Source organism: Mesorhizobium sp. M1078 (genome assembly GCF_040318615.1).
Lineage (GTDB): Bacteria > Pseudomonadota > Alphaproteobacteria > Rhizobiales > Rhizobiaceae > Mesorhizobium.
The window spans coordinates 609,330-635,855 of sequence record NZ_JAMYMP010000001.1 but is presented as its reverse complement, the minus strand read 5'-3'; the positions used below and the strand labels follow the sequence as shown (position 1 = coordinate 635,855).

Here is a 26,526-nt window from a genome sequence, read left to right as displayed (position 1 = left end):
CCTCCTTGGCGCGAGGACGCCGCTCAAGGCCATCCCGCATGAGAGCCATCGGTAAAGATCAGTCTTTCACCGATATATTTATTTTCCGTACCAGCCGTTCGGTATCCGGCCGATCGAGATCGATCGACAAAAGGCCGTTCTTCAGTTCCGCTGCGATCACCCGCATGCCGTCTGCCAGCACGAAACAGCGCTGGAACTGGCGCGCGGCGATGCCGCGGTGGAGGAATTCGCGCTCGGTGTCGTCGGTTTGACGGCCGCGCACGACCAACTGGTTTTCCTCCGTGGTGACATCGAGATCGCTTTCGGCGAAACCCGCGACAGCCAGCGTAATGCGCAGCCTTTCGGCCTTGCCGTCAGCACCGCTGAGGCGCTCGATGTTGTAGGGAGGATAACTGTCACCGGATTTCGCCAGTCGTTCCAGGGTCTTTTCCATGGCATCGAAACCAAGGAGAAGCGGGCTGGAGAAGGGCGTCATTCGGGTCATGTTACACTGTCCTCTTTGGAGCGACATAAACTGGAAAAACCCGGATGGCATTTTTCCCGATGGTCTTGATATGGTCCGCGCCGCGGCCAAGTTCAAGCCGCCGAACACCCCCGCCAAAAAGACTCCCCCGCATAAGGAAATGAAATGCCCCAGACCCGCAAGATCATCATCGACACGGATCCCGGCCAGGACGATGCCGTCGCCATATTGCTGGCGCTCGGCAGCGCCGAGCTGGAGATCGTCGGCATCTCTGCTGTTGCCGGCAACGTGCCGCTGAAATTGACCGAAAAGAACGCCAGGAAAATCTGCGAACTGGCCGGCCGGCCCGACATCAAGGTCTATGCAGGCGCCATCCGCCCGTTGGCGCGCGAGCTGGTCACCGCCGAGGAAGTGCATGGCAAGACCGGCCTCAACGGCCCGCAACTGCCCGATCCGAAGATGAAGCTGCAGGGCCAGTATGCGGTCGACTTCATCGTCGAGACGCTGATGAAGGAAGAGGCCGGCACGATCACGCTGTGCGCGCTCGGCCCGCTCACCAATGTCGCGCTGGCGCTGATCCGTGAGCCGAAGATCGCGCCGCGCATCAAGGAAATCGTACTGATGGGCGGCGGTTTCTTCGAAGGCGGCAATGTCACGCCGACCGCAGAATTCAACATCTATGTCGATCCGCAAGCCGCCGACCTGGTGTTCAAATCCGGCATTCCGATCGTCATGATGCCGCTCGACGTCACCCACAAGGCGCTGACCACGGCCAAGCGCACGCAGGCCATCCGCCAGCTCGGCACCAGGGTCGGCACCGCGACGGCCGAGATGCTGGAGTTCTTCGAGCGCTTCGACGAGGAGAAATACGGCACCGATGGCGGCCCGCTGCACGACCCCTGCGTCATCGCCTATCTGTTGAAGCCGGAGCTGTTCAAGGGCCGCAACTGCAACGTCACCGTCGAAACCGCCTCCGAACTCACTATGGGCATGACCGTGATCGACTGGTGGGGCGTGACCAAGCGGCCGAAGAACGCCATGGTGATGCGCGACATCGACCATGACGCCTTTTTCGCGCTGCTGGTGGAGCGGTTGGCTCGGCTTTAGCTCTGTCTTTCCTTTCTCCCCATTGTGGGTTCCGAAGGGACGGGGCGAGACAAGTGGCTCGCCCCCGGGCGGTGTCGCCGAAGGCGACGGATGTGGGGTGTTCCAGGGAACGCCCACGTCTCACTCCGCTGGAACACCCCTCATCCGTCTCGGCGCTATCGCGCCGATCCACCTTCTCCCACAGGGGAGAAGGAAGGCGCCGCCGCCGTTCACTTTGCAAATCGATAGAAGACCATTCCATTCTCGCGCGTGACGCGCTCCAATCTTGCCGGCGCGCCGATCAGATGCGGGAGGTCGTCTTCGACAAGAATGGACGAACCGGTTTCGAGTGCAACCAGATAAAGCGTGCGGCCGTTGTCTGAATGGGTACTTTTGACCGTCGCCTCGATTGGCTCTACCGACCGGATGGGGCTCGCATCATTCGTCCATTTGTAGAGAGCCGAAGGAACCATCACCGCAAACAGGACGACGATCAGGACCACGCCGGGCGCGTCCCTTTTTATGCCAGCGTAAGTCCATGACATCGACGTGAATCCCCCACGCCGATTCATGTGGTGGCGTAAAAGGCAGACTTTCAATCAGCCTTTCTATTCCGGCTCATACTGCATCGGGGATACCCGTTCGCGGTTGTTACTTCGCCTTCGAAAAAGCCAGCCACAGGCCGCCGCCGACCAGAAAGCTGCCGCTGATCCTGGACATCAGCTTGATGCGGCTGGCCGAGAGCAGGCGGCCGGCGCGGCTGGCGGCGAGAGCATAGGTGGAATCCGAGACGGCGGCGAAGATCATGGCGGTGAGGCCCATGACGACGATCTGCAGGGTGTAATTGCCCTGCGGGGCGATGAATTGCGGGAAGAAGGCGCCGAAGAACACCAGGGTCTTGGGGTTGCTGAGCGCCACCAGCAGACCCTGCAGGAAGAAGCCGCCACGCGGCTTTCTCGCCGTGCCGTCGGCGTTCAGCGTGCCCTTGGCGCGGAACATCTGCACGCCCATCCAGATCAGATAGGCGGCGCCGATCAGACGCACCCATTCGAACCAGTGGCCCATGCCCGCGATCAGCGTGTTGAGGCCGATGCCGACGATGGCGATCATGATGGCAAGCCCGGCCTGCGTGCCGGCGACATTGGCAAGCCCGGCGCGCGCGCCGTGGCGGATGCTGTTGGCGATGATCAGCGTCACCGTCGGACCGGGCACCAGGATGATGACGATGCAGGCAAGGACATAGGCGGCGTAGAGTTCCAGCGACATGGGGATTTCCTCGAGGATGCGCTTAGGCGGCTGGCTGCAATCAATGCATGGCGGCGGGGCTGGTGCAAGCCGTCGCAGACCGTGCCGCCCCTCGCGTCAGGACGCCCCCGCCTGCCAAGGCAAGGTCGCCTCATAGGCCGCGCCGGCCCTGAGCACGGCGAGGTCGCCGCGCGGGCGTCCGATCAGCTGCATGCCCATGGGACGGCCTTTGTCGTCGAAGCCGACCGGCACATTGAGCGCAGGACAGCCGCCGAGCGTGGCGAAGGCCGAAACCTGCATCCAGCGATGGTAGCTGTCCATCGCCCGCCCGGCGACCTCACTTGGCCAATGCGTGTCGACGTCGAAAGGAAACACCTGCGCAGTCGGCAGCGCGATGAGATCGAAGTGCTCGAACAGCGACAGCAGCGTCCGGTGCCAGGCGGTGCGGATGACCGAGGCCGCGCGGATCTGCGGCGCCGTCAGCCGCATGGCGTTCTCCACCTCCCAGACGGCTTCCGGCTTCAGCAGGGCGCGCTTGTGCGGGTCGTCATAATGGACTTTCAGCGCCGAGCCGCTGCTCGCCTGCCGCAGCGTCACGAAGGCTTGCCACAGTGCCTCGAAATCGAAATCCGGCAGCAAGGGCTCGGTCAGGAAGGATGCCTCCGCGAAGCGGCCGAGTGCGGCCTCGCACAGATCGAGGATGCCAGGCTCCACCGGCAGGTGACCGCCGAGATCACCGAGCCAGCCGACGCGGCCGCCGCTTGCCGGCGTTGCCAGCCCTTCGAGGAATGAACCAGGCTTTTCCCAGGACAAGGGCGCATGCGGATGGTAGCCCGCCTGCACGTCGAGCAGCAGCGCCATGTCGCTGATGCTGCGGCCCATCGGCCCGTCGATGCCCATCTGGGCATGAAAGACTTCGAGGTCCGGCCCACCGGGGACAAGGCCCTGCGACGGGCGGAAGCCAAAGACATTGTTCCACGCCGCCGGATTGCGGAGCGAGCCGCCGAAATCGCTGCCGTCGGCGACCGGGACCATGTCGAGCGCAAGGGCGACCGCTGCGCCGCCGCTCGAGCCGCCGGCGGTCAGCGCCGGATCGAACGCGTTCAGCGTCGGTCCGAAAACATTATTGTAGGTGTTGGATCCCAGCCCGAATTCGGGAACATTGGTCTTGCCGATGATGATGGCGCCGGCCTTGCGGATGCGCTCGACGAAGAAATCATCCTCCTGCGGCACGAAATCGGCGAAGATCGGCGAGCCGAAACTGGTCCTCAAGCCTCGCGTCATGGCGAGGTCCTTTATCGCCACCGGCAGGCCAAACAGCGAGCCGGCCGGCCCGCCTTGCGCCAGATCGGCGTTCGCCGCGTCGGCCTCGCGCAGGATGTCGGAGCGCTCGCGCAACGAGACGATGGCGTTGACCAGCGGGTTTACCGCGTCGATGCGGTCGAGGAATGCGGCGACCAACTCGCGCACGGACAGGCGGCGCAGCCGGATCGCCTCGGCCAGGTCGACAGCGGACATCTGGCAGATGTCGCCGGCGGGGGGCACGGCGTGCTTCGTTGCGGGGCGCAGGGCTGTCATCCGGCGTTGTTGCGCAGGGCGGTGTCGACATCCGCCGCTAGCGGGATGGCCGGCTGGGCGCCGGGCTTCAGGCAGGCGAGCGAGCCGGCGGCTGCGGCGCGAGTGAGAGCCTGCTCCAGCGGCAGGTTGGACGCCAGCCCGGCAGCGAGATAACCGCAAAAAGTATCGCCGGCCCCGACCGTGTCGACCGGCGTGATTTTCAGCGCCGGCACGGTCAGGAAATCCTCCGGGGTCGCCGCCAGCACGCCGTCGCCGCCGAGCGTGACGACGATGGTGCGGCCGGTTTTGCCGGCGAAGTCGCGCATGCGCGCCGGGCGGTCGCGGCCTTTCAGCGACAGCGCCTCGCCGTAAAGGTCGAATTCGGTTTCGTTGGCGACGGCGTAGTCGGCCTTGCCGAGCAACGCTGCCGCCTCGCTACGGAACGGCGCGGTGTTGAGCACGGTGACCGCGGCGGCGGCGCGTGCGGCGTCGAGCGCTGCATCGACAGTCTGCAACGGGATCTCGTGCTGCAGCAGGACGACGTCGCCCTTCGCAAGGAAAGCCTTGGCGAGATCGCCGGGCAGCACCGAATCATTGGCGCCCGGCACCACGGCGATGACATTCTCGCCATCGGCGCCGACGAGGATCAGCGCCGTGCCGGTGGAGGCGAAGCTCTGGCCGACGCCGGAGAGATCGACCTTGCCGGCCACGAGCAAAGCGAGGGCTTCGGTTGCGAAATTGTCCTTGCCGACGGCGCCGACCATGCGCACCTTGGCGCCGGCGCGCGCCGCAGCCAGCGCCTGGTTGGCGCCCTTGCCGCCGGGCGCGGTGGTGAAGCCGGAGCCGCGGACCGTCTCGCCCGGCGAAGGCAGGCGGTCGACATTGGCGATAAGGTCGAGGTTGATCGAGCCGACAACGATGATCAAGAAAGCCTCCTGCGGAATGCGCGGGAAGCTAACCTGTAAGCCGGCGGCTTGCCAGAGCGTGCGGATGTTTTGCGCCGGGAGCTCGCAAAAAGAAAAACACCGGCGAAGGGATTTCGCCGGTGTTGTTTGATGCGGGCAGCTTCAGGACGCGGTCTGGCCCGCTTCCCAACCGAGGATGGCGCGTTTGCGGGTCAGGCCCCAGTGGTAGCCGGTGAGTGCGCCGGACTTGCCCAGCGCCCGATGGCAAGGGACGACGAATGACAATGGGTTGGCACCGACCGCCGCCCCCACCGCCCGGCTGGCGTTTGGCGCGCCGATCCTGGAGGCGATCGAGGAATAAGTGCAGGCCTTGCCCATCGGGATCCTGAGCAGCGCGTCCCAGACGCGCAGCTGGAAGTCGGAGCCGATCATCACCACGCGCAGCGGCTGGTCGGCGCGCCACAATGTCGGATCGAAGATGCGCGCCGCATAGGGCTGGGTGGCGCTCATGTCCTCGACATAGGTGGCGTTCGGCCAGCGGCCCGACATGTCGGCGAAAGCCGCCCGCTCGCCGCCCGGATCGTTGAAGGCGAGCCCCGCAAGGCCACGGTCGGTGACCATGATCAGGGCGATGCCGAAGGGCGAGATGTGGTAGCCGTAGCGGATGGTCAGGCCAGCGCCGCGCGTCTTGTAGTCGCCCGGCGACATCGCTTCATGGGTGACGAACAAATCGTGCAGCCGGCCGGGGCCGGACATGCCGAGTTCGAACGATGTTTCGAGGAGCGGCATGCCGGAATCGAGCAGTTTGCGGGCATGGTCGAGGGTGACCGCCTGCAGGAAGGCTTTTGGCGACAGGCCGGCCCAGCGGGTGAACAGTTTTTGCAGGCCCGTGGGTGTCTCGCCGACATCGGCTGCCAGGGCTTCCAGCGAGGGCTGGTCACGATAGTCGAGGCTGATCTTCTCGATGGCGCGGCGCACGACCTCGTAGTCGCTGCCCTCGGGGGTGATGTCGTGCTGCAGGATCGCTGTCGGTTTCATCTGCGTATTCATGGTCATCTGGGCGTTCATGGCAATATCTCCTTGACCGCGAATATCGGTCTTTCCGCCCCTTGCAACCACCCGAAACTTGCCTTGTTGCCGCCTGTTCCCAGATAAATACTGGATTGCGCCCCGGGAGATGCCAATGGCCGGCGAAAGGGTGAATCTGAGCGGAGCAAGGGAGACCTTGCTGATGACGCTTTATGGCAAGGCACTGGAAAGCCGGCCGCCGCATTCGCTGCTCGGGGATCGCTTCGCCGACGAGGCCGTGCGCAAGATCGACTATGATTTCTCGCGCCTCAAGGTCGACACCAATCTCGGCATCGGCCTGGCGATCCGGGCCAAGACGTATGATGTCCGCGTTCAGGACTTCATCGCCAGAAATCCCGGCGCCATCGTGCTGCATCTCGGCTGCGGGCTCGATACGCGCATTTTCCGTGTCGATCCACCCGAAGGCGTGGAGTGGTTCGATGTCGATTTTCCGGATGTCATCGCGCTCCGGCGCAAGCTTTACCCGTCCCGGGACCATTACCACCTCGTCGGCTCTTCGGTAACCGACCCAGACTGGCTGGCAGAAGTGCCGCGCAATCGTCCGGCCGTCGTGGTGATGGAGGGGTTGACGCCTTATCTCCCGGTAGAGGAGGGGCCACGGCTGCTGTCACGCCTTGTCGCGCATCTTGCCGGCGGCGAGCTGATGTTCGACGCCTACAGCCACTTCGGCCTGAAGATGCTGCGCCTCAATCCGACCATCAGGGCGACGGGCGCCGAGGTTCACTGGGCGATCGACGACCCGCAGGTACTGGAGCGTGCCGTTCCGAAGCTGCGCTTTGTCGACGATATCTCGGCCTACAGCGCGGAACGCACAGCGCATATGAGCTGGTCCGCAAAACTGTTCATCGGGCTCTGGAGACACATTCCCGCATTGCGCAAGGTCGGCAGGATTTTACGCTACCGGTTCTGACGCGCCGGCTCTAACGCGTCCTGGCTTTTGTCAGAGCACGTGAAAATGCAGTGGCAAAACTCTCGCGGGAGTCAGGGTCCAGGAATGACCCGATCGGCACATTCTGTCCTTGTGCTTCCACCGTCATCCTGGTGATGCCGATCTCGGCATGGCGAGCGACGGAAAAGCGCGCCCAGAACGGGTTGAAGCGATGCGCTTCCGACTTTCCCGAGGGCGCCGTCTTGCGGATGTCGAGGCTGGTGCGCGACACCGACACTTCCTCGCGGGCACGGGCGGCACGATAGTTGGCGCGGAAGGCGATGTAGACGGCGATGACGTCGAGGCCGAAGAAGCCGAACACCGGCCAAGCGCCGCGCGACAGGAAAAACGCCCCGGTCACCACCCAGCCGAACAGCAGCGCGCCCATCAGCACGGCAAAGCCGGTGCGGCCCAGCGAGCGGTGCGGTGTCAGCAGCGCCTGGAAGAATGGCTCGTCGGCCTGAAACGAGGCGTTTGTGTCGCTCATCCCAGGATATTATAGGAGGGAAATGGCCAGCCCCAAGTCCAAAAATCTTTCCCTATCCAAAAGTGAACTGCCGCCCGGGCGGCGCGACGGCTCGAATGCCAAGCCGCGACCGCGGCCGGCGCGGCTCCGTTCGCTCTACAGCGCCGCCGAGGTGCATGAGATCTTCCGGCGGTTTTCGGTGCAGCGGCCCGAGCCGAAGGGCGAGCTCGAGCACGTCAACGCCTTCACGCTGCTGGTGGCCGTGGTGCTGTCGGCGCAGGCGACCGATGCCGGCGTCAACAAGGCGACGCGGGCGTTGTTCAAGGTCGCCGACACACCTGAAAAGATGCTGGCGCTGGGCGGAGCCAGGGTCGGCGAGTACATCCGCACCATCGGACTCTGGCGCAACAAGGCCAAGAATGTCGTGGCGCTCTCGGAGGCGCTGATACGCGATTACGGCGGCGAGGTGCCCAGCGAGCGCGATGAGTTGGTCAAGCTGCCGGGGGTCGGGCGCAAGACCGCCAATGTCGTGCTCAACATGGCGTTCGGCCAGCACACGATGGCGGTCGACACCCATATTTTCCGCATCGGCAACCGCCTCGGCCTGGCGCCAGGCAAGACGCCGGAGCAGGTCGAGCAAGGGCTGCTGCGGATCATTCCGGATGAGTATATGCGCCACGCGCATCACTGGCTGATCCTGCATGGCCGCTATGTCTGCAAGGCGCGCAAACCCGATTGCCCGGCCTGCGTCATCGCCGATCTCTGCAAGGCCGAAGTGAAGACGACCGATGTGCCGGCGCCGCTGGTGGAAATCGCGGCGCCCGGCGTCCCGACAACTAGCTTTCCTCCACGAACACCTCTTCGCGCTTCTTCTTGACTGACGGCAGGAAGACGACGACGAGCACGGCCAGTGCGACGAGCAGCAGGCCGGCGCTGATCGGCCGCGTCACGAAGGTCGAGGGGTCGCCGCGCGACAGGATCATGGCGCGGCGCAGGTTTTCCTCGAGCAGCGGGCCAAGCACGAAGCCGAGCAGCAGGGGTGCGGGTTCGCAGCGCAGCTTGGTCAGGATGTAGCCGAGCAGGCCGAAGAATGCGACCGCGTAGAGATCGAAGGCGTTGGTGTTGACGCTGTAAACACCGATCGAGCAGAACGCCATGATGATCGGGAAGAGCACATAATAGGGGATCGTCAGCAGCTTCACCCACAGCCCGATCAGCGGCAGGTTCAGCACGATCAGCATCAGATTGCCGATCCACATCGAGGCGATGATGCCCCAGAACAGCGCCGGCTGCTCGATCGCGACATTGGGGCCGGGCACGATGCCCTGGATGATCATGGCGCCGATCATCAGCGCCATGACCGGATTGGCCGGAATGCCCAGCGTCAGCATCGGAATGAAGGAGGTCTGGGCGCCGGCATTGTTGGCCGATTCCGGGCCGGCGACGCCGGCGATGGCGCCCTTGCCGAACTCCTCCGGGTGTTTCGACACGCGCTTTTCGACCGTGTAGGAGGCAAAGGCCGCAAGCACCGCGCCGCCGCCGGGCAGGATGCCGAGCGCCGAACCGATGATCGTGCCGCGCACGATGGGCGCGGCCATCGCCTTGAAGTCGTCGCGGGTCGGCATCAGGCCGGAGACCTTTTTGATCATCACCGAGCGCTCGTGCTCGTTTTCGAGATTGCGCAGGATCTCGGCAACGCCGAAGACGCCGACCGCCACCGCGACGAAGTTCAGCCCGTCGGCATATTCGCGGATGCCGAGCGTGAAGCGCGGCGTGCCGGTGTAGATGTCGGTGCCGACAATGCCGAGCAGCAGGCCGAGCACGACCATCGCCAGCGCCTTGACGATCGAGCCGTGGGCGAGCGCGATGGACGAGACGAGGCCGACGATCATCAGCGAAAAATATTCGGCCGCGCCGAATTGCAGGGCTATTGCCGTCAGCGGCGGGGCAAAGACGGCGACGAGAAAGGTCGACACCGTGCCGGCGAAGAACGAGCCGATCGCGGCGATCGCCAGAGCCGCCCCGGCGCGACCGTTCCTGGCCATCTGGTAGCCGTCGATGGCGGTCACGGCCGAGGAGGATTCGCCGGGCATGTTGATGAGAATGGCGGTGGTCGAACCGCCATACTGGGCGCCGTAGTAGATGCCGGCCAGCATGATGAGGGACGAAACCGGGTCGCCGATCTGAAAGGTGATCGGCAGCAGCATGGCGATGGTTGCGGTGGCGCCGATGCCGGGCAGGACGCCGATCAGCGTGCCGAGCAGAACGCCGATGAGGCAAAAACCCAGATTGGCCGGCGTGGTGGCCGTCGAAAAGCCGAGTTCGAGGTTCCTGAGGAGGTCCATCTCAGCGCCTCACAATGCCAGCAATTGGGGCAACCAGGGGCCGAAGCGCTGGAATGGCAGCCCGAGCGCGTAGCTGAAGACCAGCACCGAAAACAGCGTCAGGCCGGCCGACAGCAGAAGTGCCGTCAGCGGCTTCATGCGGGCGCTGGCAAAAGAGGCGATCAGCGCCGTCAGGAAGATCGACGGGACGAAGCCGAGGCCGCGCACGGTCATGCCGAAAAAGATCGGCGCCGGCAGGATGAAGAGCATGCCGCGCCAGGCAATGGGGCCGATCGGCTCGCCCTCGACGCGCACCGCCTGGACGAGGATGATGGCGCCGAGCACGATCAGCACGATCGCAAGCACCAGCGGGAAATAGCCCGGTCCCATGCGGAAGGCGGTGCCGATTTCGAGGCCGAGCGATTGTATCGCGAAAAAGGCGCCGAAAAAGATGAACAGCGCGGCGCACAGGCCGTTTGTCCTGTCGATGGCGAAAGGTTTCATGGCGGTCCTCCCCTGACCTTGCGACGGGCTGCCGTTGCAAATGTGAAACGGATGTCAAAGCGAAAACGGGCGCCGGCAGCGCCCCGTTCAAGCCTCAGTCGGCGTATTGGCCGGCGGCTTCGATGATCGGCTTCCAGCGCGTGATCTCGCCTTCCAGCTTGGCCTTCAGCGCTGCCGGCGTCGCGTCGGACTCGGACGACGGCTTGGTGCCGAGTTCGGCAAAGCGGGCGATGACGTTGGGGTCCTTCAGCGCGACCTGGAGCGATTTCGACAGTCGGCCGGTGATCTCGGCCGGCGTGCCCTTCGGCGCATAGAGGCCGTGCCAGATGCCGACCTGCACCGCGGGCAGGCCGGCTTCGATGGTCGTCGGCACGTCCTTCAGCACGTCGAGGCGCTCCGGCGTGGTGACGGCATAGGCCTTGATCGTGCCGCCCTGGATCTGCTTGGTGGTGTTGGTGGTCTGGTCGCACATAATGTCGACCTGGCCTCCGAGAAGGTCGGTCATGGCCGGGCCGGTGCCCTTGTAGGGCACGGTGACCAGCGGCGTGCCGATGGCGCTCATGAACAGCATGCCGCACAGATGCGAGGCAGCGCCGATGCCGGCATTGGCGACGGTGATGGTGTCCTTGTTGGTCTTGGCGTATTCGACCAGCCCTTTCAGGTCGGCCGGCTCCAGATCCTTGCGGGCGACGATCGCCATCGGCACCTCGGTGACGAGGCCGATATACTCGAAGCCGTTCAGCGTGTCGTAGGCGAGTTTTCTGTAGAGGGTCGCGCTGGTCGCCATGCCGATGTGATGGAGGAGCAGCGTGTAGCCATCCGGGTCGGCGTTGGCGACGCGGCCGGCGCCCAGCGTGCCGCCGGCGCCGCCGACATTTTCGACGATGATCTGCTGGCCGAGATCCTTCGACATGGCTTCGGCGACGAGCCGCGTAACCGTGTCGGTCGGACCGCCGGCCGCAAACGGCACGACGACGGTGATGGTGCGCTCGGGATACGTCTGTGCGCTGGCGGTGAACGAATAAAGCGTGACGGCCGCGGCGGCGGCCAGGGCGGCTACAATTTTCCTCATCGTAATTCTCCTCCCAGGATATCAATCTCCGATCGCTGTGCAGGTCAGGCAGCAGGGTGCAACAAAGGCAAGCTAACAGATTGTCGCCTGACGCAAACTGCAAAATACAGTCGTGCGCAACCATGGCAATCAGGGGGAGTATGCCCGGCGAAGATGGGGTTTCGTGTTGGCGTTGCTTCAATAACCGTAGCCGCGCGCCATCGCCGCCGCGAAGACCGGGATCAGCAGGAAGATGAAGGCCTCGGCGCGCACATAGGTCTTCACCGAGGCGAGTTCCGCCGCCGGCACCTGGAAGCCGGGACTGGCGCTGGCTTGCCGGTTCCAGGAGATGAAGCGGATGGTCGGGATGATCGACAGCAGGCCAACGATGCCGAACGCCGCCATCTTGGCCCAGAACACCCAGTTGTAGACATAGAACTCCCAGCCCTTCAGGCCGTAGACGACGCGGCCGATGCCGACGATGATGATCGACATCGCGAGGATGCCGTAGTGGCGGTCGATGCCGGCAAGCCGCTTCAGCGTGGCGGCGGAGAGGTCGCCGCGGATCAGGACAAATTCGGCGCCAATGATGCCGGCCAGCGAGAACACCAGCAGATGATGGAAAATGGCAAGCACGAGATCGGTGGTGTCCATGGCGTTCTCCTCCCATTGGCGGTATCGAGACCGGCCCTTGCCGGACCGGTTGCGAAAGGTAGCATCGTTCGGCAGAATTCCCAGAGGCGGACCTGGGTTGGACCATCGGCGTCGCCATCCTGACAGCTGGGGTTTTCTGAAATGACCGGACTGAAGCGCGCCCTGAACCCGATGCCGGACGACATCCGCATCGCCCTGACCGAAAAAGGACTGACAGCGGCCTACGAGGCGCGGCCGGACTACCAGAAGAACGATTATCTCGGCTGGGTCGCCCGCGCCAAACGCAGCGACACCAGGCAGAAGCGGCTCGACCAGATGCTGGACGAATTGCGGCGCGGTGGGCTCTACATGAAGATGGTCTGGCACGGCTGAAAGTAAGCCGACGCTGTTCGCTTCGACCGCCTGGTCGCGCCAGGCCGTTCGGAAGCTTCCCTGGCTGAATGATGATCCGGCTTGGCCCTTGTCCGGGCGCGCTGGTTTGCTAAGCGCTGACCGTCAACGGAGGCAGAGTTTCATGGGCAGTCCAAAAACAGCCGGCGTCCCGGTTCTCGAAACGGAACGGACCATCATGCGGGCGCACCGGATCGAAGATTTCGACGACTATGCCGTCATGTGGGCCGACCCCGTCACCACCCGTTTCATCGGCGGCAAGCCGCGGACGCGGGAGGAAAGCTGGATGCGGTTCCTGCGGCATGCCGGCCTGTGGTCGCTGCTCGGCTACGGCTTCTGGGCGGTCGAGGACAAGGCCAGCGGTCGCTTCATCGGCGAGGCCGGATTCCACGATCTGAAGCGCGACATCGAGCCGTCGCTCGAGGGCATTCCGGAAGCCGGCTGGGCGCTGGCGCCCCAAGCGCATGGCAAGGGTCTTGCCAGCGAAGTCGTCAGAAGGGCCCTGGCCTGGGGCGACGAAACCTTTGCCGGCGCGAGAACCGTCTGCATCATCGATCCGGAAAACACCGGCTCGTTGAACGTTGCGGCAAAGTGCGGCTACACCAAGGTCCTGGAAACGACCTATCACGACGGGCTGACGATCCTGCTCGAACGGCGGGTGTGAGGCGCTTCATCGACGCAATTTCCACGTTCTGCCAGGGTTGGCTATTCTAATCTAGCTACGCAATTCCTGTGGGAAAACCGCTCACACTTTTCCTGGAATTGCCCTTTGGGGGAGCCGACCATGAGTGCGATCAATGCGATATTTCTGAAGCTTTTCTGGGCGGGGCTGCTGCTCCTGGCGGCCGTGCAACTGGCGGGCGCCGATGCGACGGTGCCGACCGCCGACATCGAGGGCGGTGCCGACAATCATCTGGCCAAGCGCTACGAGGGGTCGTTCATCGTCTCCTACGAAAAATTCGCCTATACCGATTTTACAGTGCCGCTGTCGCCGCTGAAGCCGAGCGCCGATCCGGATGCCCGTGACACGATGAACAACCGTGTGTTCGCGCCGGACAAGAAGGCTGAGGTCGAAGGCGCGCTGACCCGCATCGCCTATGTGCTGCCGGCCGAGCGCTCCCCGCTCGAAGTGCTGCGCAACTACCAGGATGTGATCGCGGCCGCCGGCGGCGAAGTCCTGTTCGAATGCAAGAAGGAAGAGTGCGGCGGCGCCGCCGACCGGTCGTCGAGCGGTGGCGGCGGCGACATGAGCCTGATGATGTATTTCTTCCATGAAAGCGACGTCAAGGACGCGGCCTTTTCCAATGGCGCCTGTGCGGTAACCACCGGTATCAACGACCAGCGCTTCTTCGCTGCCAAGGTGCCGCAGGATGGCGGCGACGCCTATGTCACGGTTCAGGCCTATTCGCTGATCGACGACCTCTACTGCAAGGAACTCAACGGCCGCACCATTGCCGTCGTTCAGGTGCTGGAGCCCAAGGCGCGCGACAAGAAGATGGTGGTGGTCGAAGCGGCCAAGATGGCGGATTCGCTGTCGGCCACCGGCTCCATCTCGCTCTACGGCATCTTCTTCGACACCGACAAGGCCGACATCAAGCCGGAATCGGAACCGACGCTGAAGGAGATCTCGACGCTTCTGACCAACGAGCCCGGCATGGCGGTGATCGTCGTCGGTCATACCGACAACCAGGGCGCGTTCGACTACAATATCGATCTGTCGTCGCGGCGGGCGCAGTCGGTGAAGGCGGCGCTGGTCTCGAAATACGGCATCGATGGCGGCCGGCTGACCGCCGCCGGCGCCGGCATGATGGCGCCCGTCGCCAGCAATGACGACGAAGCCGGCCGCGCCAAGAACCGCCGCGTGGTGCTGGTCAAGGCGAACTGAGGCCGATCACGGTTTCAGCGCCGGCTAGGCGCGCTGCCTGCTCCAGCATCGAGGCATCCTCGCCAAAGGCGCGGGTGGCGCGAGCGGCGGCCTCCAGCAGGTCCGGCGTCATGCGGCGCAGGAACGCCGTATCGACGCGTGTCGACGGGCCGGCCAGCGTCAAGGCGCCGAGCAGAACGCGGCCCGGTCCGAACACCGGCACCGAGACGCCCGCCGTCTCAGGGTCGCGATCGCCGATCGACAGATAGTGGCAGGCCTTGCGGATGGTCTCGTATGGTTCGCCCGGCTGGCCTGAAAACGCTGCCAGCACGCGGCCGCCCGAGCCGGTGAGCAACGGCAGCAGGTCGCCTTCCCGGATCGTGTAGCGGATAGGATGCTTGGATTCGACGCGGTAGAGACAGGTGCGGGCGTCGCCCGAGCGGACATAGAACGCCACGCTTTCCCAGCTGCGCTCGGCGAGATCGCGCATGATCGGCAGCAGGATGTCGACCGCCACCACGGAGCACTGGTAGAGCGCGCCGAGCCGGAAGGTGGCGGGTCCGATGCGGTAGCGGCCATCGTCGAGCCGCTCCAGCAACTGCCCGCGCAGCAATGAGTTCGCCAGCCTCAAAATGGTGCTTTTGTAGAGCCCGGTGCGCGCCGCGATCTCGGCCAGGCTGAGCGAGCGGTCGGCGGTCGCGAACGCGTCGAGAATGGCGATCGCGCGGTCGAGCGCGGCAACGCCATCGGCCGGCAACGGCTGGGATCGCGCTTCGGTCATCTCACGAACAGTTTCATTCCAGTTTACCTGCTCGGACAAAGGCCGGCCGAAGCGATTGTGCCGCACATCCATGGTTCTGTCTAGTAGAACAGCGTTCCTGTTGACAGAACGTACCGAAATCGGCATGAATTTTTGCCGAGCGGGTCTGTTTTCAGGCTACGTTTCTGGCAGGCACCGGAGGAGGTGTCGTGATTTGGAGGAATCCCATGCTGAACAGACGCAGATTTTTGATGAGCACCGCGGCCGCAGGCGCTGCCGGATTCGTCGCAACGCATTTGACGCCCGCTTTCGCTCAGGATGCACCGCAGATCCAGATCTTCGTGCCGGCCGCGCCCGGCGGTGGCTGGGACCAGACGGGGCGCACCATCGACCAGGTGCTGCGCAGTGAAAAACTGATCTCCGGCTCGCAGATCACCAATGTCGGCGGCGCCGGCGGCACGGTCGGCCTGCCGCAGTTCATCAGCCAATGGAAGGGCAAGGGCAATTCGCTGATGGTGGCCGGCATGGTCATGGTCGGCGCCATCATCGCCAACAAATCGGCCAACAACCTCTCCGAAGTCACGCCCATCGCTCGCCTCACCGGCGAGTTCGAGGCGCTTGTGGTGCCGGCGGATTCGCCGTTCAAGACGGCCGGCGATTTCGTTGCGGCGCTCAAAGCGGATCCGACCAAGGTTCCGGTGGCCGGCGGCTCGGCCGGCGGCTCCGACCACATCCTGTTCGGGCTGATCGCCAAGACGGTCGGCGTTCCGGCAACCAACCTCTCCTATGTGCCTTTCGCCGGCGGCGGCGAGGCGCTGTCGGCGCTGCTCGGCAACCAGGTGGCGGCCGGCATTTCCGGCTTCGGCGAGTTCTCCGAGCAGGTCAAGGCGGGCGCGCTTCGGCTGTTGGCGATCTCCGCCGACAAGCGCCAGGACGGTATCGACGCACCGACGATGAAGGAAGCCGGCATCGACGTCGAACTGTTCAACTGGCGCGGCGTCTTCGCACCGCCAGGCGTCTCCGACGCCGACAAGGCGGCGATGGTCACGATGATCGAGACCATGGCCAAGAGCGATGCCTGGGCAGCCGAATGCAAGAACCGCAACTGGACGCCCATCCTGCTCACCGGCGACGACTATGCGAAATTCCTCGTCGACGACACCGCCCGCATCACCGCGATCCTCAAGGATCTCGGCCTCGCCTGATGTCTTCAGGGGCGGCCACGGCCGCCCCTTCCGACATTCGCCTGCGGCATGGACATATCATGCGCTGGGAGTGAAACTGCGGATGCGGCCGGCGGGAGGATGCCGGCCATCTCGGGAGGACATCGATGAGCACCAGCGACCAGCAGCCGGCGCCCCCGCGCCTTGCCATGCCCGAATTGTTGATCGGCATCGGGCTTCTCGCCTGTGCCGCGGCCGTGGCGTGGCAGACCCTGGCGATCCCGGTTTCGCCGCTCTATTCCAAGGTCGGGCCGACCGTCTTTCCCTACATCACCATGACCGGCATGATCGTGCTTTCGCTGCTGCTCATCGTCGCCGCGCTGCGCGGCGGCTGGCAGCCGCAGGAAGAAAAGGAGACGCCGACCGACTGGAAGGCGATGGGCATCGTCGTTGCCGGCCTGGTCGCCAATCTGGTGCTGATCCAGCCGCTCGGCTTCACCGCCGCCTCGGTCATCATGTTCGTGCTCGTCTGTTATGGCTTCGGCAGCAAGCACACGCTGCGCGATGCGCTGACCGGCCTGATCCTGGCGCTTGCCGCCTATTTCGGCTTTGCCAGGGCGCTCGGCGTCAACATTGGCGCCGGCTTCATCGAAAACCAGCTGAACACGGTGATCGACGCGATCATCGCCACTGTGAGGGGCTGACGCCATGGAGACGCTCGGCCATCTCGCCCACGGATTTTCCGTCGCTTTCTCGCCGATGAACCTGCTGTGGTGCCTGGTCGGCACCACGCTCGGCACGGCCATCGGCGTGCTGCCCGGTCTCGGACCGGCGCTGACCATCGCGCTTTTGTTGCCGATCACCTACCAGGTGGCGCCAGAGGCGTCCTTCATCCTGTTTGCCGGCATCTATTACGGCGCCATGTATGGCGGCTCGACGACCTCGATCCTGCTCAACACGCCGGGCGAAAGCGCCACCATCGTCACCGCGCTGGAAGGCAACAGGATGGCCCGCTCGGGTCGCGGCGGCGCGGCACTGGCGACCTCGGCGATCGGCTCCTTCGTCGCCGGCACCATCGGCACGATGGGCGTCGCCTTCCTGGCGCCGGTGGTGGTGAAGTTCGCGCTGGCCTTTGGTCCGGCCGAATATTTCTCGCTGATGGTGCTCGCCTTCATCACGGTTTCGGCGGTGCTCGGCTCGTCCTCCGTGCGCGGCCTCACCAGCCTGTTCATCGGCTTCGTCATCGGCATGATCGGCGTCGACCTGCAGACGGGACAGCCGCGCTTCACCTTCGGCATGAACGAACTGCTCGATGGCGTCGATGTCATCATTGCCGCGGTCGGCCTGTTTGCCGTCGGCGAGACGCTCTACATGGCCTCGCGCCGCTATGCCGGCAAGGACGAGATCGTGCCGCTCAAGGGATCGCTCTACATGACAGCGGCCGAATGGGGACGATCGTGGAAGCCATGGCTGCGCGGCGCTTTTATCGGCTTCCCGATCGGCGCCATGCCTGCCGGCGGCGCCGAGATCCCGACCTTCCTGTCCTATGCCATCGAAAAGAAGCTGTCGAAGCACAAGGAGGAGTTCGGCACGGTCGGCGCCATCGAGGGCGTTGCCGGACCGGAAGCCGCCAACAATGCGTCTGCCGCCGGCGTGCTGGTGCCGATGCTCACCCTTGGCCTGCCGACCTCGGCGACCGCCGCAATCATGCTGTCGGCCTTCCAAAGCTACGGCATCAATCCGGGACCGCTGCTGTTGACGACGCAGGCCGATCTGGTCTGGGGCCTGATCGCCAGCCTGTTCATCGCCAACGTCATCCTGGTCGTCCTCAACCTGCCGCTGATCGGGCTGTGGGTACGGCTGTTGAAAATCCCGGCACCGCAGCTCTATGCCGGCATCCTGGTGTTCGCCACCGTCGGCACCTACGGCATCTCGCAATCGCCGATCGACCTCGTCATCCTCTATCTCCTGGGGGCCGCCGGCTTCCTGATGCGGCGCTTCGATTTCCCGACAGCGCCGGTCATCATCGGCATGATCCTGGGGCCGCTCGCCGAAACGCAGTTCCGCCGGGCGATGACGATCTCGAACGGCGACTGGTCGGTGTTCTACACCCACAAGCTGTCGCTGGTGCTGCTGATCCTCGCCTTCATCGGCCTAGCCGGGCCGCATATCTGGGCCTTCATCGAGCACCGGCGCCGTCGCGGACCGGAGCATGTGCCGGGCGATGCCTGAGCAACCTGGAGCATCATGACCGATCTGCTTGCCGGCATCCGCATCCTCGACCTGACCAATGTGCTGGCGGGCCCTTATTGTGCCTATCAGCTGGCGCTGCTCGGCGCCGATGTCATCAAGGTCGAGACGCCGCAAGGCGGCGATCTGGCGCGCCAGCTCGGCGCCTCGCCGGCGCTCAACAAAGCCGGCATGGGCGCGTCGTTCCTGGCGCAGAATGCCGGCAAGCGATCGGTGGTGCTGGATCTCAAAAGCGAAGCCGACCGCGAACGCTTCCTCGATCTCGTCGCCTCGGCCGACGCGCTGGTCGAGAATTTTCGACCGGGCGTGATGGGGCGGCTGGGTCTCGGCTATGAGGTGCTGAAAGCGGTCCGCCCCGGTCTCGTCTATTGCGCCATATCCGGTTTCGGCCAGAGCGGGCCGATGCGCGACAATCCGGCCTACGACCAGATCATCCAGGGGCTGTCCGGTATCATGAGCATCACCGGCACGCCGGAGACAGCACCCTTGCGGGTCGGCTATCCCGTCGCCGACACGCTGGGCGGGCTGGTCGGGGCCTTCGCCATCGCCGCGGCGCTGGTCAAGCAGAAGACCTCGGGCGAGGGCGCGTTTCTCGATGTCTCGATGCTGGAATGCACGCTGTCGGCGCTGGGCTGGCCGGTGTCCAACTATCTGACCGCCGGTGTCGAGCCGCAGCCGATGGGCAATGAGAACATGACGGCTGCGCCCTCCGGCGCGTTTCGCACCGGCGACGGCCTGCTCAACATCGCCGCCAACAAGCAGGAGCAGTTCGTCACGCTTTGCCGGCTGATCGGCCAGCCGGAACTGGCCGACGATCCGCGCTTTGCCGAGCGCGAGACGCGCAAGCAGAACCGCGCCTCCTTGAAAGGGCTGATCGAGACAGCGCTTGCGAGCGCCTCGGCGGCTGCCTGGGAAGAAAAGTTCAACCGCGCCGGCGTTCCGGCGGGCCGGGTGCTGACGATCCCGCAGGTGCTTGGCGAGCGCCAGGTGGTCGAGCGCGACATGACCGCGCGTTTCCAGGGTCTGCCCGGCATGGCGCAGCCGCTGACCGTGGTGCGCGGCGGCTTCATGGTCGATGGCGCGGCACCCTTGCCGGTCCTGCCGCCGCCTGTGCTGGGCGAGCATATGGACGAGGTTTTTTCCACCCTGCCGCCGCGCGCCAGGAGAAGCGCGTGAGCGAGAGAAAAACCGGCCGCGAACGCGGCGAGGAATGGTGGCAGACCGGCATCATCGAGATGAGCCCCGGCATCATCCGGCTGCGCGGCTATGAAATCCAGGAGCTGATCGGCCGCGTCAGCTTTCCGGCCACGATCTGGCTGATGCTGCGCGGCGAATTGCCGAGCGAGGAGCAGGCGGCGCTGCTCGGCATTGCGCTGGGGGCGGCCGTCGACCACGGGCCGCAGGCGCCGTCGATCGCCATTGCCCGCATGGCCATCACCTGCGGCGTCGGCATCAACAGCGCCATGGCGTCCGCCGTCAACGTGCTGGGTGACGTGCATGGCGGCGCCGGCGAACAGGCGCTGTCCTTCTATGGCGACATTGCCGTGGCACTTGACCAGGGTGTTGCGCTGGACCAAGCCGTAGCCGCACGGCTCGACCGTTTCTTCGCCGAGGAGAAAGGCTATGTGCCGGGATTTGGCCATCGCTTCCACCCGGTCGATCCGCGCGCGCCGCGCCTGATCGCAGTGACGCGCGAGTTTGCCGCGCGCGGCGTCGTCAGCGGACGCTTTGCCGACATCGCCGAGGCCGTCGAATCAGAGGTGGCACGGCGCAAGGGGAAGAAAATACCGCTCAACATCGACGGCGCCACCGCCGTCATCTATGGCGAGCTCGGCTTTCCGCCGCCGTTGACGCGCGGCCTGTTCGTGCTCTCGCGCTCGGTCGGCATCCTGGCGCATGCATGGGAACAGTCGCAGCAAAGCGAGCGCAACAAAGGGCCGCTGCCGAGCGAATGGCTGTGGGCCTATACGGGCACGCCGCTGCGGCCATTTCCCGCTGAGGGGGATGAGGGTCCCGCTGAAGGGGACGAGGGCAAGTGAGGTTGGTCAGGCCGGGTCCGGCACTGCCGGCTGAGGCGGCGCCAGGTTGGCCATCAGCGTCGAGAGATCCGGCTCATCGATGAGCAACGCCGCGTCCTGCGGCTTGAGCCATGCCCGCTGGCGGCTCTTGGCCTCCTGCCAGTTGGCCAGTTCCTCGGACACCTCCAACAGATAGACGACGACGTCGACGCGCACAAAATTGTGCTCCAGCCGTTTCCAGTAGGAATAGCTGCCGGCAGGCGCCTTGCGGGTCTTGCCGAGCACGCCGGCTTCTTCGCGCGCCTCGATGGTGGCGGCCTTGCGCCCGCTCTTTCCTTTCATCGGCCAGCCCTTGGGCACGATAAAGCGCTTCGTCGCTCGCGACGTCACCAGCATCACTTCGAAATTGCCTGAAACGTCCAGACGAAAGGGAATGGCGGCGACCTGGCGAATGCGTTCGCCTCGCCTTGCCTTGCGTACCGCCTTTTTCTTGGTCGTCGCCATGTGCTGAAAATCCGGTCGGCGGGCGCACCGCCGCACGCCGCCTGCAAACCCCTGATATGCCCGCGAGGCAATGAGGCATTTTTAGTAAATAAGTCGACTAAGTAAATCGCAAGCGACCGATATCAACGGCAAACACGCACAATCTGGTTGTTGACGATCTGAATCGGACAAGCTTGCCGGACGACGGGCACTTCGGGGCGCGGCTGCGGCACGATCCGACGGTCCTGCTCGCGATATTGCTGCTGCTGTTGCTGGAACTGCTGCCGCTGCAGGCTGTTGCGCAATTGCTGCAGCTGGTTCTGCTGGATCAGCCGGTTGGCGCTGGGATTGCCGGACTGAGCCGCAGCAGATTGCATGATGCCGGCGAGCGTTGCCGCCGCCAGCATTGCCGACATGAGAACTGTCGATAGGCGAAGCGTCGACATCAGTTCATTCCCGTACAGATATAACCTCCTCTCTATATAGGGCGTTCGTCTCGATCTGCCATGGGCCGGTCTGCCATGGGCCGATCTGCCACGGGTTGGCGAAATCCCTGAGGAAGCGGCCCGGCCGCACTTGACAGAAAAGATCGATTGACCGCTCTATCGGGCCCGGATCTCGGCCTCAATCGCGGCTGACTCGAGGCACAATCGGGAGCATATTGATGAAAAGCAGGCAAGTATATTTCGCGGCGCTACTGGGCAGCATCTGTATTCTTGGCCCGGTGGCAGTCGCGGCGCAAACCAAGACCGACAAGGCGGCGCCTGCCGCCGCAGCGCCCGCCCCTGCTGCCGGCCCGACATTGCCTGGCGGCGCCTCGGCGCTGTCCGAGACACATGGCGACTGGACGGTCAATTGCCAGGTAACCGGCACGGCCAAGGTTTGCAGCCTGTCGCATCAGCAGTTCAACAAGCAGTCCAACCAGCGCCTGCTGGCGATCGAGCTGTCGAGCAAGAGCGGCGAGGATGCCGCCGGAACGCTGGCGCTGCCGTTCGGCCTGGCGCTCGCCAAAGGCGTCAGCCTGACCATCGACGACCAGAAGCTGGAAGGCAGCCTGCCGTTCAACACCTGCCAGGCCGTCGGCTGCCTGGTGCCGGTGGCGTTCGATGCCAGCGTCACGCCGCTGCTCAAGGCAGCCACCACGCTGAAGATCGACGCCTTCGCGGCCGACACCGGTCAAGCGGTGAGTTTCACCATCCCGCTCAACGGCTTCGGCGGCGCACTGGCACGGACCGCGGAACTCTCGGCGGACTGAGCAGCGAGCGCGCGGCTACTCAACCTCGCGCAGCCGGTATCCCACCCCGGTTTCGGTGGTGATGTAGCGCGGCTGGTCGGGCGACTTTTCGATCTTCTGCCGGAGCTGGCGGACATAGACCCTGAGATACTGCACGTCGGTCGAATCGCCCCACACCTGCCTCAGAATGAAATGGTGGGTCAGCACCTTGCCGGCATGCTGCACCATAATACGCAATATGTCGTATTCCTTGGGGGAGAGCTTTATCTCCTTGCCTTCGACCTTGACGATGCGCTTGACCAGGTCGACCGAGAGATCGCCGGTCTGAAACACCGGCTTCTCGCCCTGCTGCTGGAATTTGTGGCGCAGCGCGACGCGGATTCTGGCGACCAGTTCGTTCATGCCGAACGGCTTGGTGATGTAGTCGTCAGCGCCGAGTTCGAGCGCCGCGACGATGCCGGCTTCGTCGGTGCGGCTGGACAGGATGACCACGGGCACGTCGAGGCCGTCGTCGCGCCATTTCCGCAGGAGATCGAGGCCACCCATGCCGGGCAGGCCGAGGTCGAGCAGGATCAGATCCGGCTTTTGTGCATCGACGAGTTCGATCGCAGCCTTGGCGTTGGGCGCTTCGCTGACCGCATAGCCCTGGCTGCCGAGGCCGACGCGCAGCAGTTTGCGGATCGGCGGCTCGTCGTCGACGACCAGTATGCTGACGTTGGAATTTGTCATGCCGGATCACCAGAGTTTTGCCCGTCCACACCTGATACGTCCGTATCGGACGATTGTACCAACCTCGGCATGCGGATTGTGAAGACTGCGCCCGGGCGATCGCTGCGGTTCGCCGCCATGATCGTGCCGCCCATCGCCTCGATGAAGCCCCGGCAGATCGACAGGCCGAGCCCGGTGCCGGCCTGGATCTGATCGCGCTTGCGCACCCGGTAAAAGCTGTCGAAGACGCGCTCCAGGTCGGCGGGCGGAATGCCCGGTCCCTCATCCATGATCTGCAGCGCGACGGAGCCATTGTCGGCCCAGCCCTGCAGCCGGATTGTCGATCCCTGTGGCGCGTATTTCGCGGCATTGTCGAGCAGATTGAACAGCATTTGTTCGAACAGCACGGGATCAAGCTTCAGCATCGGCAGGTCGGCCGGAATATCAACCTCGGTCTTGTGCCCGGCAGTGATCTTGCGTGCCCGCTGCAAGGCCGAGCCAACGACATCGCCGACATAGTGCAGGGCGAAATTCGGTTCCATGGCGCCCGATTCAATCTTGGTCATGTCGAGCAGATTGGCGATGAAGCGGTTCAGCCGTTCGGACTCGTCGAGCACGGTGGTCAGCAGCTCGGCCCGATCGTTCTCGGGCAGTGCCGGCGCAAATTCCCTGAGCGTGCCGGCCGCGCCCATGATGGCCGCCAGCGGCGTCTTCAGATCATGCGAGATCGACGTCAGCAGTGCCGAGCGCAAGCGGTCGGCCTCGGCCGCCAGCCTGGCGCGGTCGACATCGGCGACCAGCTGGATGCGCTCGATGGCAACCGCCGCCTGGTCGGCCAGCGCGTCGAGCAGGCGCTGTTGCTCGGGCGTCAGCAGCGGGCCTTGCTTGTCATTGTCGAGGCCGACGACGCCGACGGCCGTGCGTGCGGTGCGCAAGGGGAGGTAGAGGCGTTTTGCCCCGGGCAGGGTATCGGCGCCACGGCCGGCAGCCCGGTTGTGTTCCCAGGCCCAGCGTGCAGCCGCGATGTCGGCCTCGGCCAGCGTGTCGTCGGGGGGATAACCGGCCTTGACGGTGATCGTGCCGTCCTCCGGCAGGAGCAGCACCACGCGCAGCTTCAGCATCGAGGCGATCTGGAAGGCTGTGGCCCACAAAACGTCGTCGAGCGTGCCGGCGCCGGCGAGCTTCTTTGAAAAGAGGTAGATGTCCTCGGTGGCCCGGGCGCGTGAACGGGCGGCGGCTGCCTGACGCTGCACACGCGCCGTCAGATTGCTGGCGATGACGGCAACGACGAGGAAGACGGCGAAGGCAACGATGCTCTCCGGATCGCGGATCGTCATCGTGTAGCGCGGCTCGAGAAAGAAGAAGTTGAACGCAATGGCGCTGAGGAAACAGGCGTACAGCGCCGGCCACAGGCCAAAGGTCACTGCCGATGTCAGCACCGCCAGCAGAAGCACGCTGGCAAGGTTGCGAACGTCGAGGAACTGATCGAGGACGGCGCTGACGGCAAGCGCGCCGGCGACATAGACGGTCGAGAAAAGATAAGGCCAGATTTGAAATGGCGTCTGCTCGGCCGCCGCCTTGACCCTCGACGTGGCCTCGTTGTCGCGCTCCGTTCCTGAAATGACATGGACGCTGATATCGCCGGCATTGCGGATCAGATCGTAGGTGAGCGAACCCTCGATCAGTTCGCGCCAGCGCGAGCGGGTCGGCCTGCCGACGACGATATGGGTGAAGTTGTTGGCCGTGGCGTGGCGGACGATGTCCTGGGCGACGTTCTGGCCCGGAATGGTCGTCACCTCGGCGCCGAGCTGCTCGGCCAGGCGCAAGAGCGTGGCCAGCTGGTCCTTGTCTTCCTCCGACATGGCGGCCGAACGCGGCGTGTCGACATGCAGCGCCGTCCACGGTGCGCGCAGCCGGTCGGCCAGCCGGCGCGCATAGCGGACACGAGACGCTCCGCCCGGACGCGCATCGACGCAGACGAGCACCCTTTCGCCCGCCGCCCAAGGGCCGGGAATCGCGTGCGACTGCATGTGGTTGAGCAACTGCTCGTCGACGCGCTGGGCGGTGCGGCGCAGCGCCAATTCCCGAAGCGCGGTCAGATTGCCCGGCGAGAAATAGTTTTCGACTGCGCGCTGGGCAGTGTTGGGGAAATAGACCTTTCCCTCTTTCAGCCGCTTGATCAGGTCGTCGGGCGTGAGGTCGATGATCTCGATGTCGTCGGCCTGGTCGATGATGGAGTCCGGGACCGTTTCGCGCACCCTGACGCGGGTGATCTGTGCCACGACGTCATTCAGGCTCTCGACATGCTGGATATTGAGCGTGGTGTAGACGTCGATGCCGCGCGCAAGGATTTCCTGGACGTCGAGATAGCGCTTGGGGTGGCGGCTGCCGGGTGCGTTGGTGTGGGCGAGTTCGTCGACGAGCACCAGCGCCGGCCGGCGGGCGAGGATGGCGTCGATGTCCATCTCATTCAGCACGCGGTCCTTGTATTCGACCTTCTGGCGCGGGATGACCTCGTAGCCTTCGACCAGCGCCAGGGTTTCCTTGCGGCCGTGGGTTTCGACGATGCCGATGACCACGTCGATGCCGTCGGCAAGCATGGCGCGGCCGGCCATCAGCATTTCGTAGGTCTTGCCGACACCGGGTGCAGCACCCAGAAATATCCGCAGGCGGCCGCGCTCTTCCCGTTCCGCATGCTCGAGCAGCGCGTCCGGAGAGGGTCTGGTATAGTTGCTTCTGGCGTCCGGCATCAGGCTCGATCATGAACGGCGCCGAGGATCGTGTCGATCCCCGGCCCCTGGCTTCAGAGATTGTCTCTCACTGCTTGGTATCGTCCAGTGCCAGGTTGAGCGCCAGCACATTGACGACCGGCTCGCCGAGGAAGCCGAGTTCGCGGCCTTCGACATGGCTGTCGACAAGCGCCTTGACCTTGGCTTCGTCGAAGCCCCTGGCCTTGGCCACCCGAGCGACCTGGAAATAGGCGGCGTCCGGGCTGATAGCGGGGTCGAGGCCGCTGCCGGACGTCGTCACCAGATCCATCGGCACCGGCTGGTTCGGGTTCTCCGCCTTCAGCTTTGCAACATCGCCCTTGATGCGGTCGATCAGCTTGGGGTTGGTTGGACCGAGATTGGAGCCGCTGGACGCTGCGGCGTTGTATCCGTCGCCGGCAGCCGAGGGGCGGCCATGGAAATACTTGTCGTCGGCAAAGCCCTGGCCGATCAGTTCGGAGCCGATGACCGTGCCGTTTTTCTCGATCAAGCTGCCATTGGCCTGGTGCGGAAACAGCGCCTGGGCGATGCCGGTCATGCCCAGGGGATAGATCAGGCCGGTCAAAACGGTGAAAAAGACGATCATGATAATAGCGGGTCTTATCTGAGTGAGCAT

The 26,526-nt window shown here is 64.6% G+C and carries 29 protein-coding genes; 12 read left to right on the top strand and 17 right to left on the bottom strand.

The window, feature by feature from the left end; all coding sequences use genetic code 11:
• Nucleotides 1-58 precede the first annotated feature (58 nt).
• Complete coding sequence (locus tag NKH38_RS03185; RefSeq protein WP_352759057.1) at nt 59-484, bottom strand: Hsp20 family protein; 426 nt, start codon at nt 482-484, stop codon at nt 59-61.
• A 144-nt stretch (nt 485-628) separates the two neighbouring features.
• On the opposite strand from NKH38_RS03185, the gene NKH38_RS03180 reads away from it, so the two are divergent.
• A complete protein-coding gene (locus NKH38_RS03180; protein ID WP_023669740.1) occupies nt 629-1,570 on the top strand; it encodes a nucleoside hydrolase in 942 nt (313 codons plus the stop codon).
• Between the two features lie 209 nt (nt 1,571-1,779).
• Here the strand turns inward: NKH38_RS03180 and NKH38_RS03175 are convergent, their stop codons facing one another.
• From NKH38_RS03175 to NKH38_RS03155, 5 genes are all read right to left on the bottom strand, one after another.
• Nucleotides 1,780-2,052 (bottom strand): hypothetical protein, encoded by a 273-nt coding sequence (locus tag NKH38_RS03175; protein WP_352759054.1) that lies wholly within the window; start codon nt 2,050-2,052, stop codon nt 1,780-1,782.
• A 148-nt stretch (nt 2,053-2,200) separates the two neighbouring features.
• Nucleotides 2,201-2,815, bottom strand: coding sequence for a LysE family translocator (locus NKH38_RS03170; protein ID WP_023728526.1), 615 nt, complete (start codon nt 2,813-2,815; stop codon nt 2,201-2,203).
• Between the two features lie 96 nt (nt 2,816-2,911).
• Complete coding sequence (locus NKH38_RS03165; RefSeq protein WP_352759052.1) at nt 2,912-4,372, bottom strand: amidase; 1,461 nt, start codon at nt 4,370-4,372, stop codon at nt 2,912-2,914.
• Entirely contained in the window at nt 4,369-5,277 is a 909-nt protein-coding gene (locus tag NKH38_RS03160) for a ribokinase (protein ID WP_023714115.1), read from the bottom strand. Before NKH38_RS03160 ends, NKH38_RS03165 begins: the two co-directional genes overlap by 4 nt.
• Before the next feature lie 141 nt (nt 5,278-5,418).
• Nucleotides 5,419-6,324: a methylated-DNA--[protein]-cysteine S-methyltransferase gene (locus NKH38_RS03155; RefSeq protein WP_023669734.1), complete on the bottom strand. Its 906-nt coding sequence runs from the start codon at nt 6,322-6,324 to the stop codon at nt 5,419-5,421.
• A 115-nt stretch (nt 6,325-6,439) separates the two neighbouring features.
• On the opposite strand from NKH38_RS03155, the gene NKH38_RS03150 reads away from it, so the two are divergent.
• On the top strand, nt 6,440-7,255 hold the full coding sequence (locus NKH38_RS03150; RefSeq protein WP_352759048.1) for a class I SAM-dependent methyltransferase: 816 nt from the start codon (nt 6,440-6,442) through the stop codon (nt 7,253-7,255).
• Between the two features lie 10 nt (nt 7,256-7,265).
• On the opposite strand, the gene NKH38_RS03145 is transcribed toward NKH38_RS03150, so the two are convergent.
• On the bottom strand, nt 7,266-7,760 hold the full coding sequence (locus tag NKH38_RS03145) for a DUF2244 domain-containing protein (RefSeq protein WP_023669732.1): 495 nt from the start codon (nt 7,758-7,760) through the stop codon (nt 7,266-7,268).
• Nucleotides 7,761-7,782: 22 nt separating this feature from the next.
• Between NKH38_RS03145 and nth the strand changes: the two genes are divergently transcribed.
• The gene (gene nth, locus NKH38_RS03140; RefSeq protein ID WP_023683078.1) at nt 7,783-8,616 is read left to right on the top strand and encodes an endonuclease III; all 834 of its coding nucleotides are present in this window, start codon (nt 7,783-7,785) and stop codon (nt 8,614-8,616) included.
• Here the strand turns inward: nth and NKH38_RS03135 are convergent.
• The 4 genes from NKH38_RS03135 to NKH38_RS03120 form a co-directional block, all read right to left on the bottom strand.
• Nucleotides 8,576-10,084, bottom strand: a complete 1,509-nt coding sequence (locus NKH38_RS03135; RefSeq protein ID WP_023683079.1) for a tripartite tricarboxylate transporter permease — start codon at nt 10,082-10,084, stop codon at nt 8,576-8,578. The two genes, nth and NKH38_RS03135, sit on opposite strands and share 41 nt — an antisense overlap.
• Before the next feature lie 9 nt (nt 10,085-10,093).
• Nucleotides 10,094-10,567 (bottom strand): tripartite tricarboxylate transporter TctB family protein, encoded by a 474-nt coding sequence (locus NKH38_RS03130; RefSeq protein ID WP_023833668.1) that lies wholly within the window; start codon nt 10,565-10,567, stop codon nt 10,094-10,096.
• A gap of 94 nt (nt 10,568-10,661) precedes the next feature.
• A complete protein-coding gene (locus NKH38_RS03125; protein WP_023699120.1) occupies nt 10,662-11,639 on the bottom strand; it encodes a tripartite tricarboxylate transporter substrate-binding protein in 978 nt (325 codons plus the stop codon).
• 177 nt (nt 11,640-11,816) lie between these two features.
• Nucleotides 11,817-12,272, bottom strand: coding sequence for a DUF2214 family protein (locus NKH38_RS03120; RefSeq protein WP_023700090.1), 456 nt, complete (start codon nt 12,270-12,272; stop codon nt 11,817-11,819).
• A 141-nt stretch (nt 12,273-12,413) separates the two neighbouring features.
• Here NKH38_RS03120 and NKH38_RS03115 point away from each other — a divergent pair, with 141 nt between their 5' ends.
• The 3 genes from NKH38_RS03115 (at nt 12,414) to NKH38_RS03105 (ending at nt 14,547) form a co-directional block, all read left to right on the top strand.
• Entirely contained in the window at nt 12,414-12,644 is a 231-nt protein-coding gene (locus tag NKH38_RS03115; RefSeq protein ID WP_023683083.1) for a YdeI/OmpD-associated family protein, read from the top strand.
• A 142-nt stretch (nt 12,645-12,786) separates the two neighbouring features.
• Complete coding sequence (locus tag NKH38_RS03110; RefSeq protein ID WP_023686555.1) at nt 12,787-13,326, top strand: GNAT family N-acetyltransferase; 540 nt, start codon at nt 12,787-12,789, stop codon at nt 13,324-13,326.
• A gap of 120 nt (nt 13,327-13,446) precedes the next feature.
• The gene (locus tag NKH38_RS03105; RefSeq protein WP_352759040.1) at nt 13,447-14,547 is read left to right on the top strand and encodes an OmpA family protein; all 1,101 of its coding nucleotides are present in this window, start codon (nt 13,447-13,449) and stop codon (nt 14,545-14,547) included.
• Here the strand turns inward: NKH38_RS03105 and NKH38_RS03100 are convergent.
• Nucleotides 14,534-15,307, bottom strand: coding sequence for an IclR family transcriptional regulator (locus NKH38_RS03100; RefSeq protein ID WP_352759037.1), 774 nt, complete (start codon nt 15,305-15,307; stop codon nt 14,534-14,536). The genes NKH38_RS03105 and NKH38_RS03100 overlap by 14 nt on opposite strands.
• A gap of 206 nt (nt 15,308-15,513) precedes the next feature.
• Between NKH38_RS03100 and NKH38_RS03095 the strand changes: the two genes are divergently transcribed.
• The 5 genes from NKH38_RS03095 (at nt 15,514) to NKH38_RS03075 (ending at nt 20,738) form a co-directional block, all read left to right on the top strand.
• Nucleotides 15,514-16,491, top strand: coding sequence for a Bug family tripartite tricarboxylate transporter substrate binding protein (locus tag NKH38_RS03095; protein ID WP_023691946.1), 978 nt, complete (start codon nt 15,514-15,516; stop codon nt 16,489-16,491).
• A gap of 125 nt (nt 16,492-16,616) precedes the next feature.
• The gene (locus NKH38_RS03090) at nt 16,617-17,153 is read left to right on the top strand and encodes a tripartite tricarboxylate transporter TctB family protein (RefSeq protein ID WP_023700086.1); all 537 of its coding nucleotides are present in this window, start codon (nt 16,617-16,619) and stop codon (nt 17,151-17,153) included.
• A gap of 4 nt (nt 17,154-17,157) precedes the next feature.
• Nucleotides 17,158-18,681, top strand: coding sequence for a tripartite tricarboxylate transporter permease (locus NKH38_RS03085; protein ID WP_023686551.1), 1,524 nt, complete (start codon nt 17,158-17,160; stop codon nt 18,679-18,681).
• Nucleotides 18,682-18,696: 15 nt separating this feature from the next.
• On the top strand, nt 18,697-19,875 hold the full coding sequence (locus NKH38_RS03080; RefSeq protein WP_352759033.1) for a CaiB/BaiF CoA transferase family protein: 1,179 nt from the start codon (nt 18,697-18,699) through the stop codon (nt 19,873-19,875).
• Nucleotides 19,872-20,738: a citryl-CoA lyase gene (locus tag NKH38_RS03075; protein WP_352759030.1), complete on the top strand. Its 867-nt coding sequence runs from the start codon at nt 19,872-19,874 to the stop codon at nt 20,736-20,738. Before NKH38_RS03080 ends, NKH38_RS03075 begins: the two co-directional genes overlap by 4 nt.
• Before the next feature lie 6 nt (nt 20,739-20,744).
• On the opposite strand, the gene NKH38_RS03070 is transcribed toward NKH38_RS03075, so the two are convergent.
• Together NKH38_RS03070 and NKH38_RS03065 are read right to left on the bottom strand one after the other, a co-directional pair.
• Complete coding sequence (locus NKH38_RS03070; RefSeq protein WP_023669717.1) at nt 20,745-21,221, bottom strand: NUDIX hydrolase; 477 nt, start codon at nt 21,219-21,221, stop codon at nt 20,745-20,747.
• Nucleotides 21,222-21,343: 122 nt separating this feature from the next.
• Entirely contained in the window at nt 21,344-21,616 is a 273-nt protein-coding gene (locus NKH38_RS03065) for a hypothetical protein (protein WP_352759028.1), read from the bottom strand.
• Between the two features lie 248 nt (nt 21,617-21,864).
• On the opposite strand from NKH38_RS03065, the gene NKH38_RS03060 reads away from it, so the two are divergent.
• Nucleotides 21,865-22,455 carry an invasion associated locus B family protein gene (locus tag NKH38_RS03060; protein ID WP_023669715.1) on the top strand — a complete coding sequence of 197 codons (591 nt, stop codon included), beginning with the start codon at nt 21,865-21,867 and terminating at the stop codon, nt 22,453-22,455.
• 15 nt (nt 22,456-22,470) lie between these two features.
• Here the strand turns inward: NKH38_RS03060 and NKH38_RS03055 are convergent, their stop codons facing one another.
• From NKH38_RS03055 to kdpC, 3 genes are all read right to left on the bottom strand, one after another.
• Nucleotides 22,471-23,163: a response regulator transcription factor gene (locus NKH38_RS03055; protein ID WP_023686548.1), complete on the bottom strand. Its 693-nt coding sequence runs from the start codon at nt 23,161-23,163 to the stop codon at nt 22,471-22,473.
• Nucleotides 23,160-25,892 carry a DUF4118 domain-containing protein gene (locus NKH38_RS03050; RefSeq protein ID WP_352759025.1) on the bottom strand — a complete coding sequence of 911 codons (2,733 nt, stop codon included), beginning with the start codon at nt 25,890-25,892 and terminating at the stop codon, nt 23,160-23,162. The genes NKH38_RS03055 and NKH38_RS03050 overlap by 4 nt, the downstream gene beginning before the upstream one ends.
• Before the next feature lie 67 nt (nt 25,893-25,959).
• Complete coding sequence (gene kdpC / locus NKH38_RS03045) at nt 25,960-26,526, bottom strand: potassium-transporting ATPase subunit KdpC (protein WP_352759022.1); 567 nt, start codon at nt 26,524-26,526, stop codon at nt 25,960-25,962.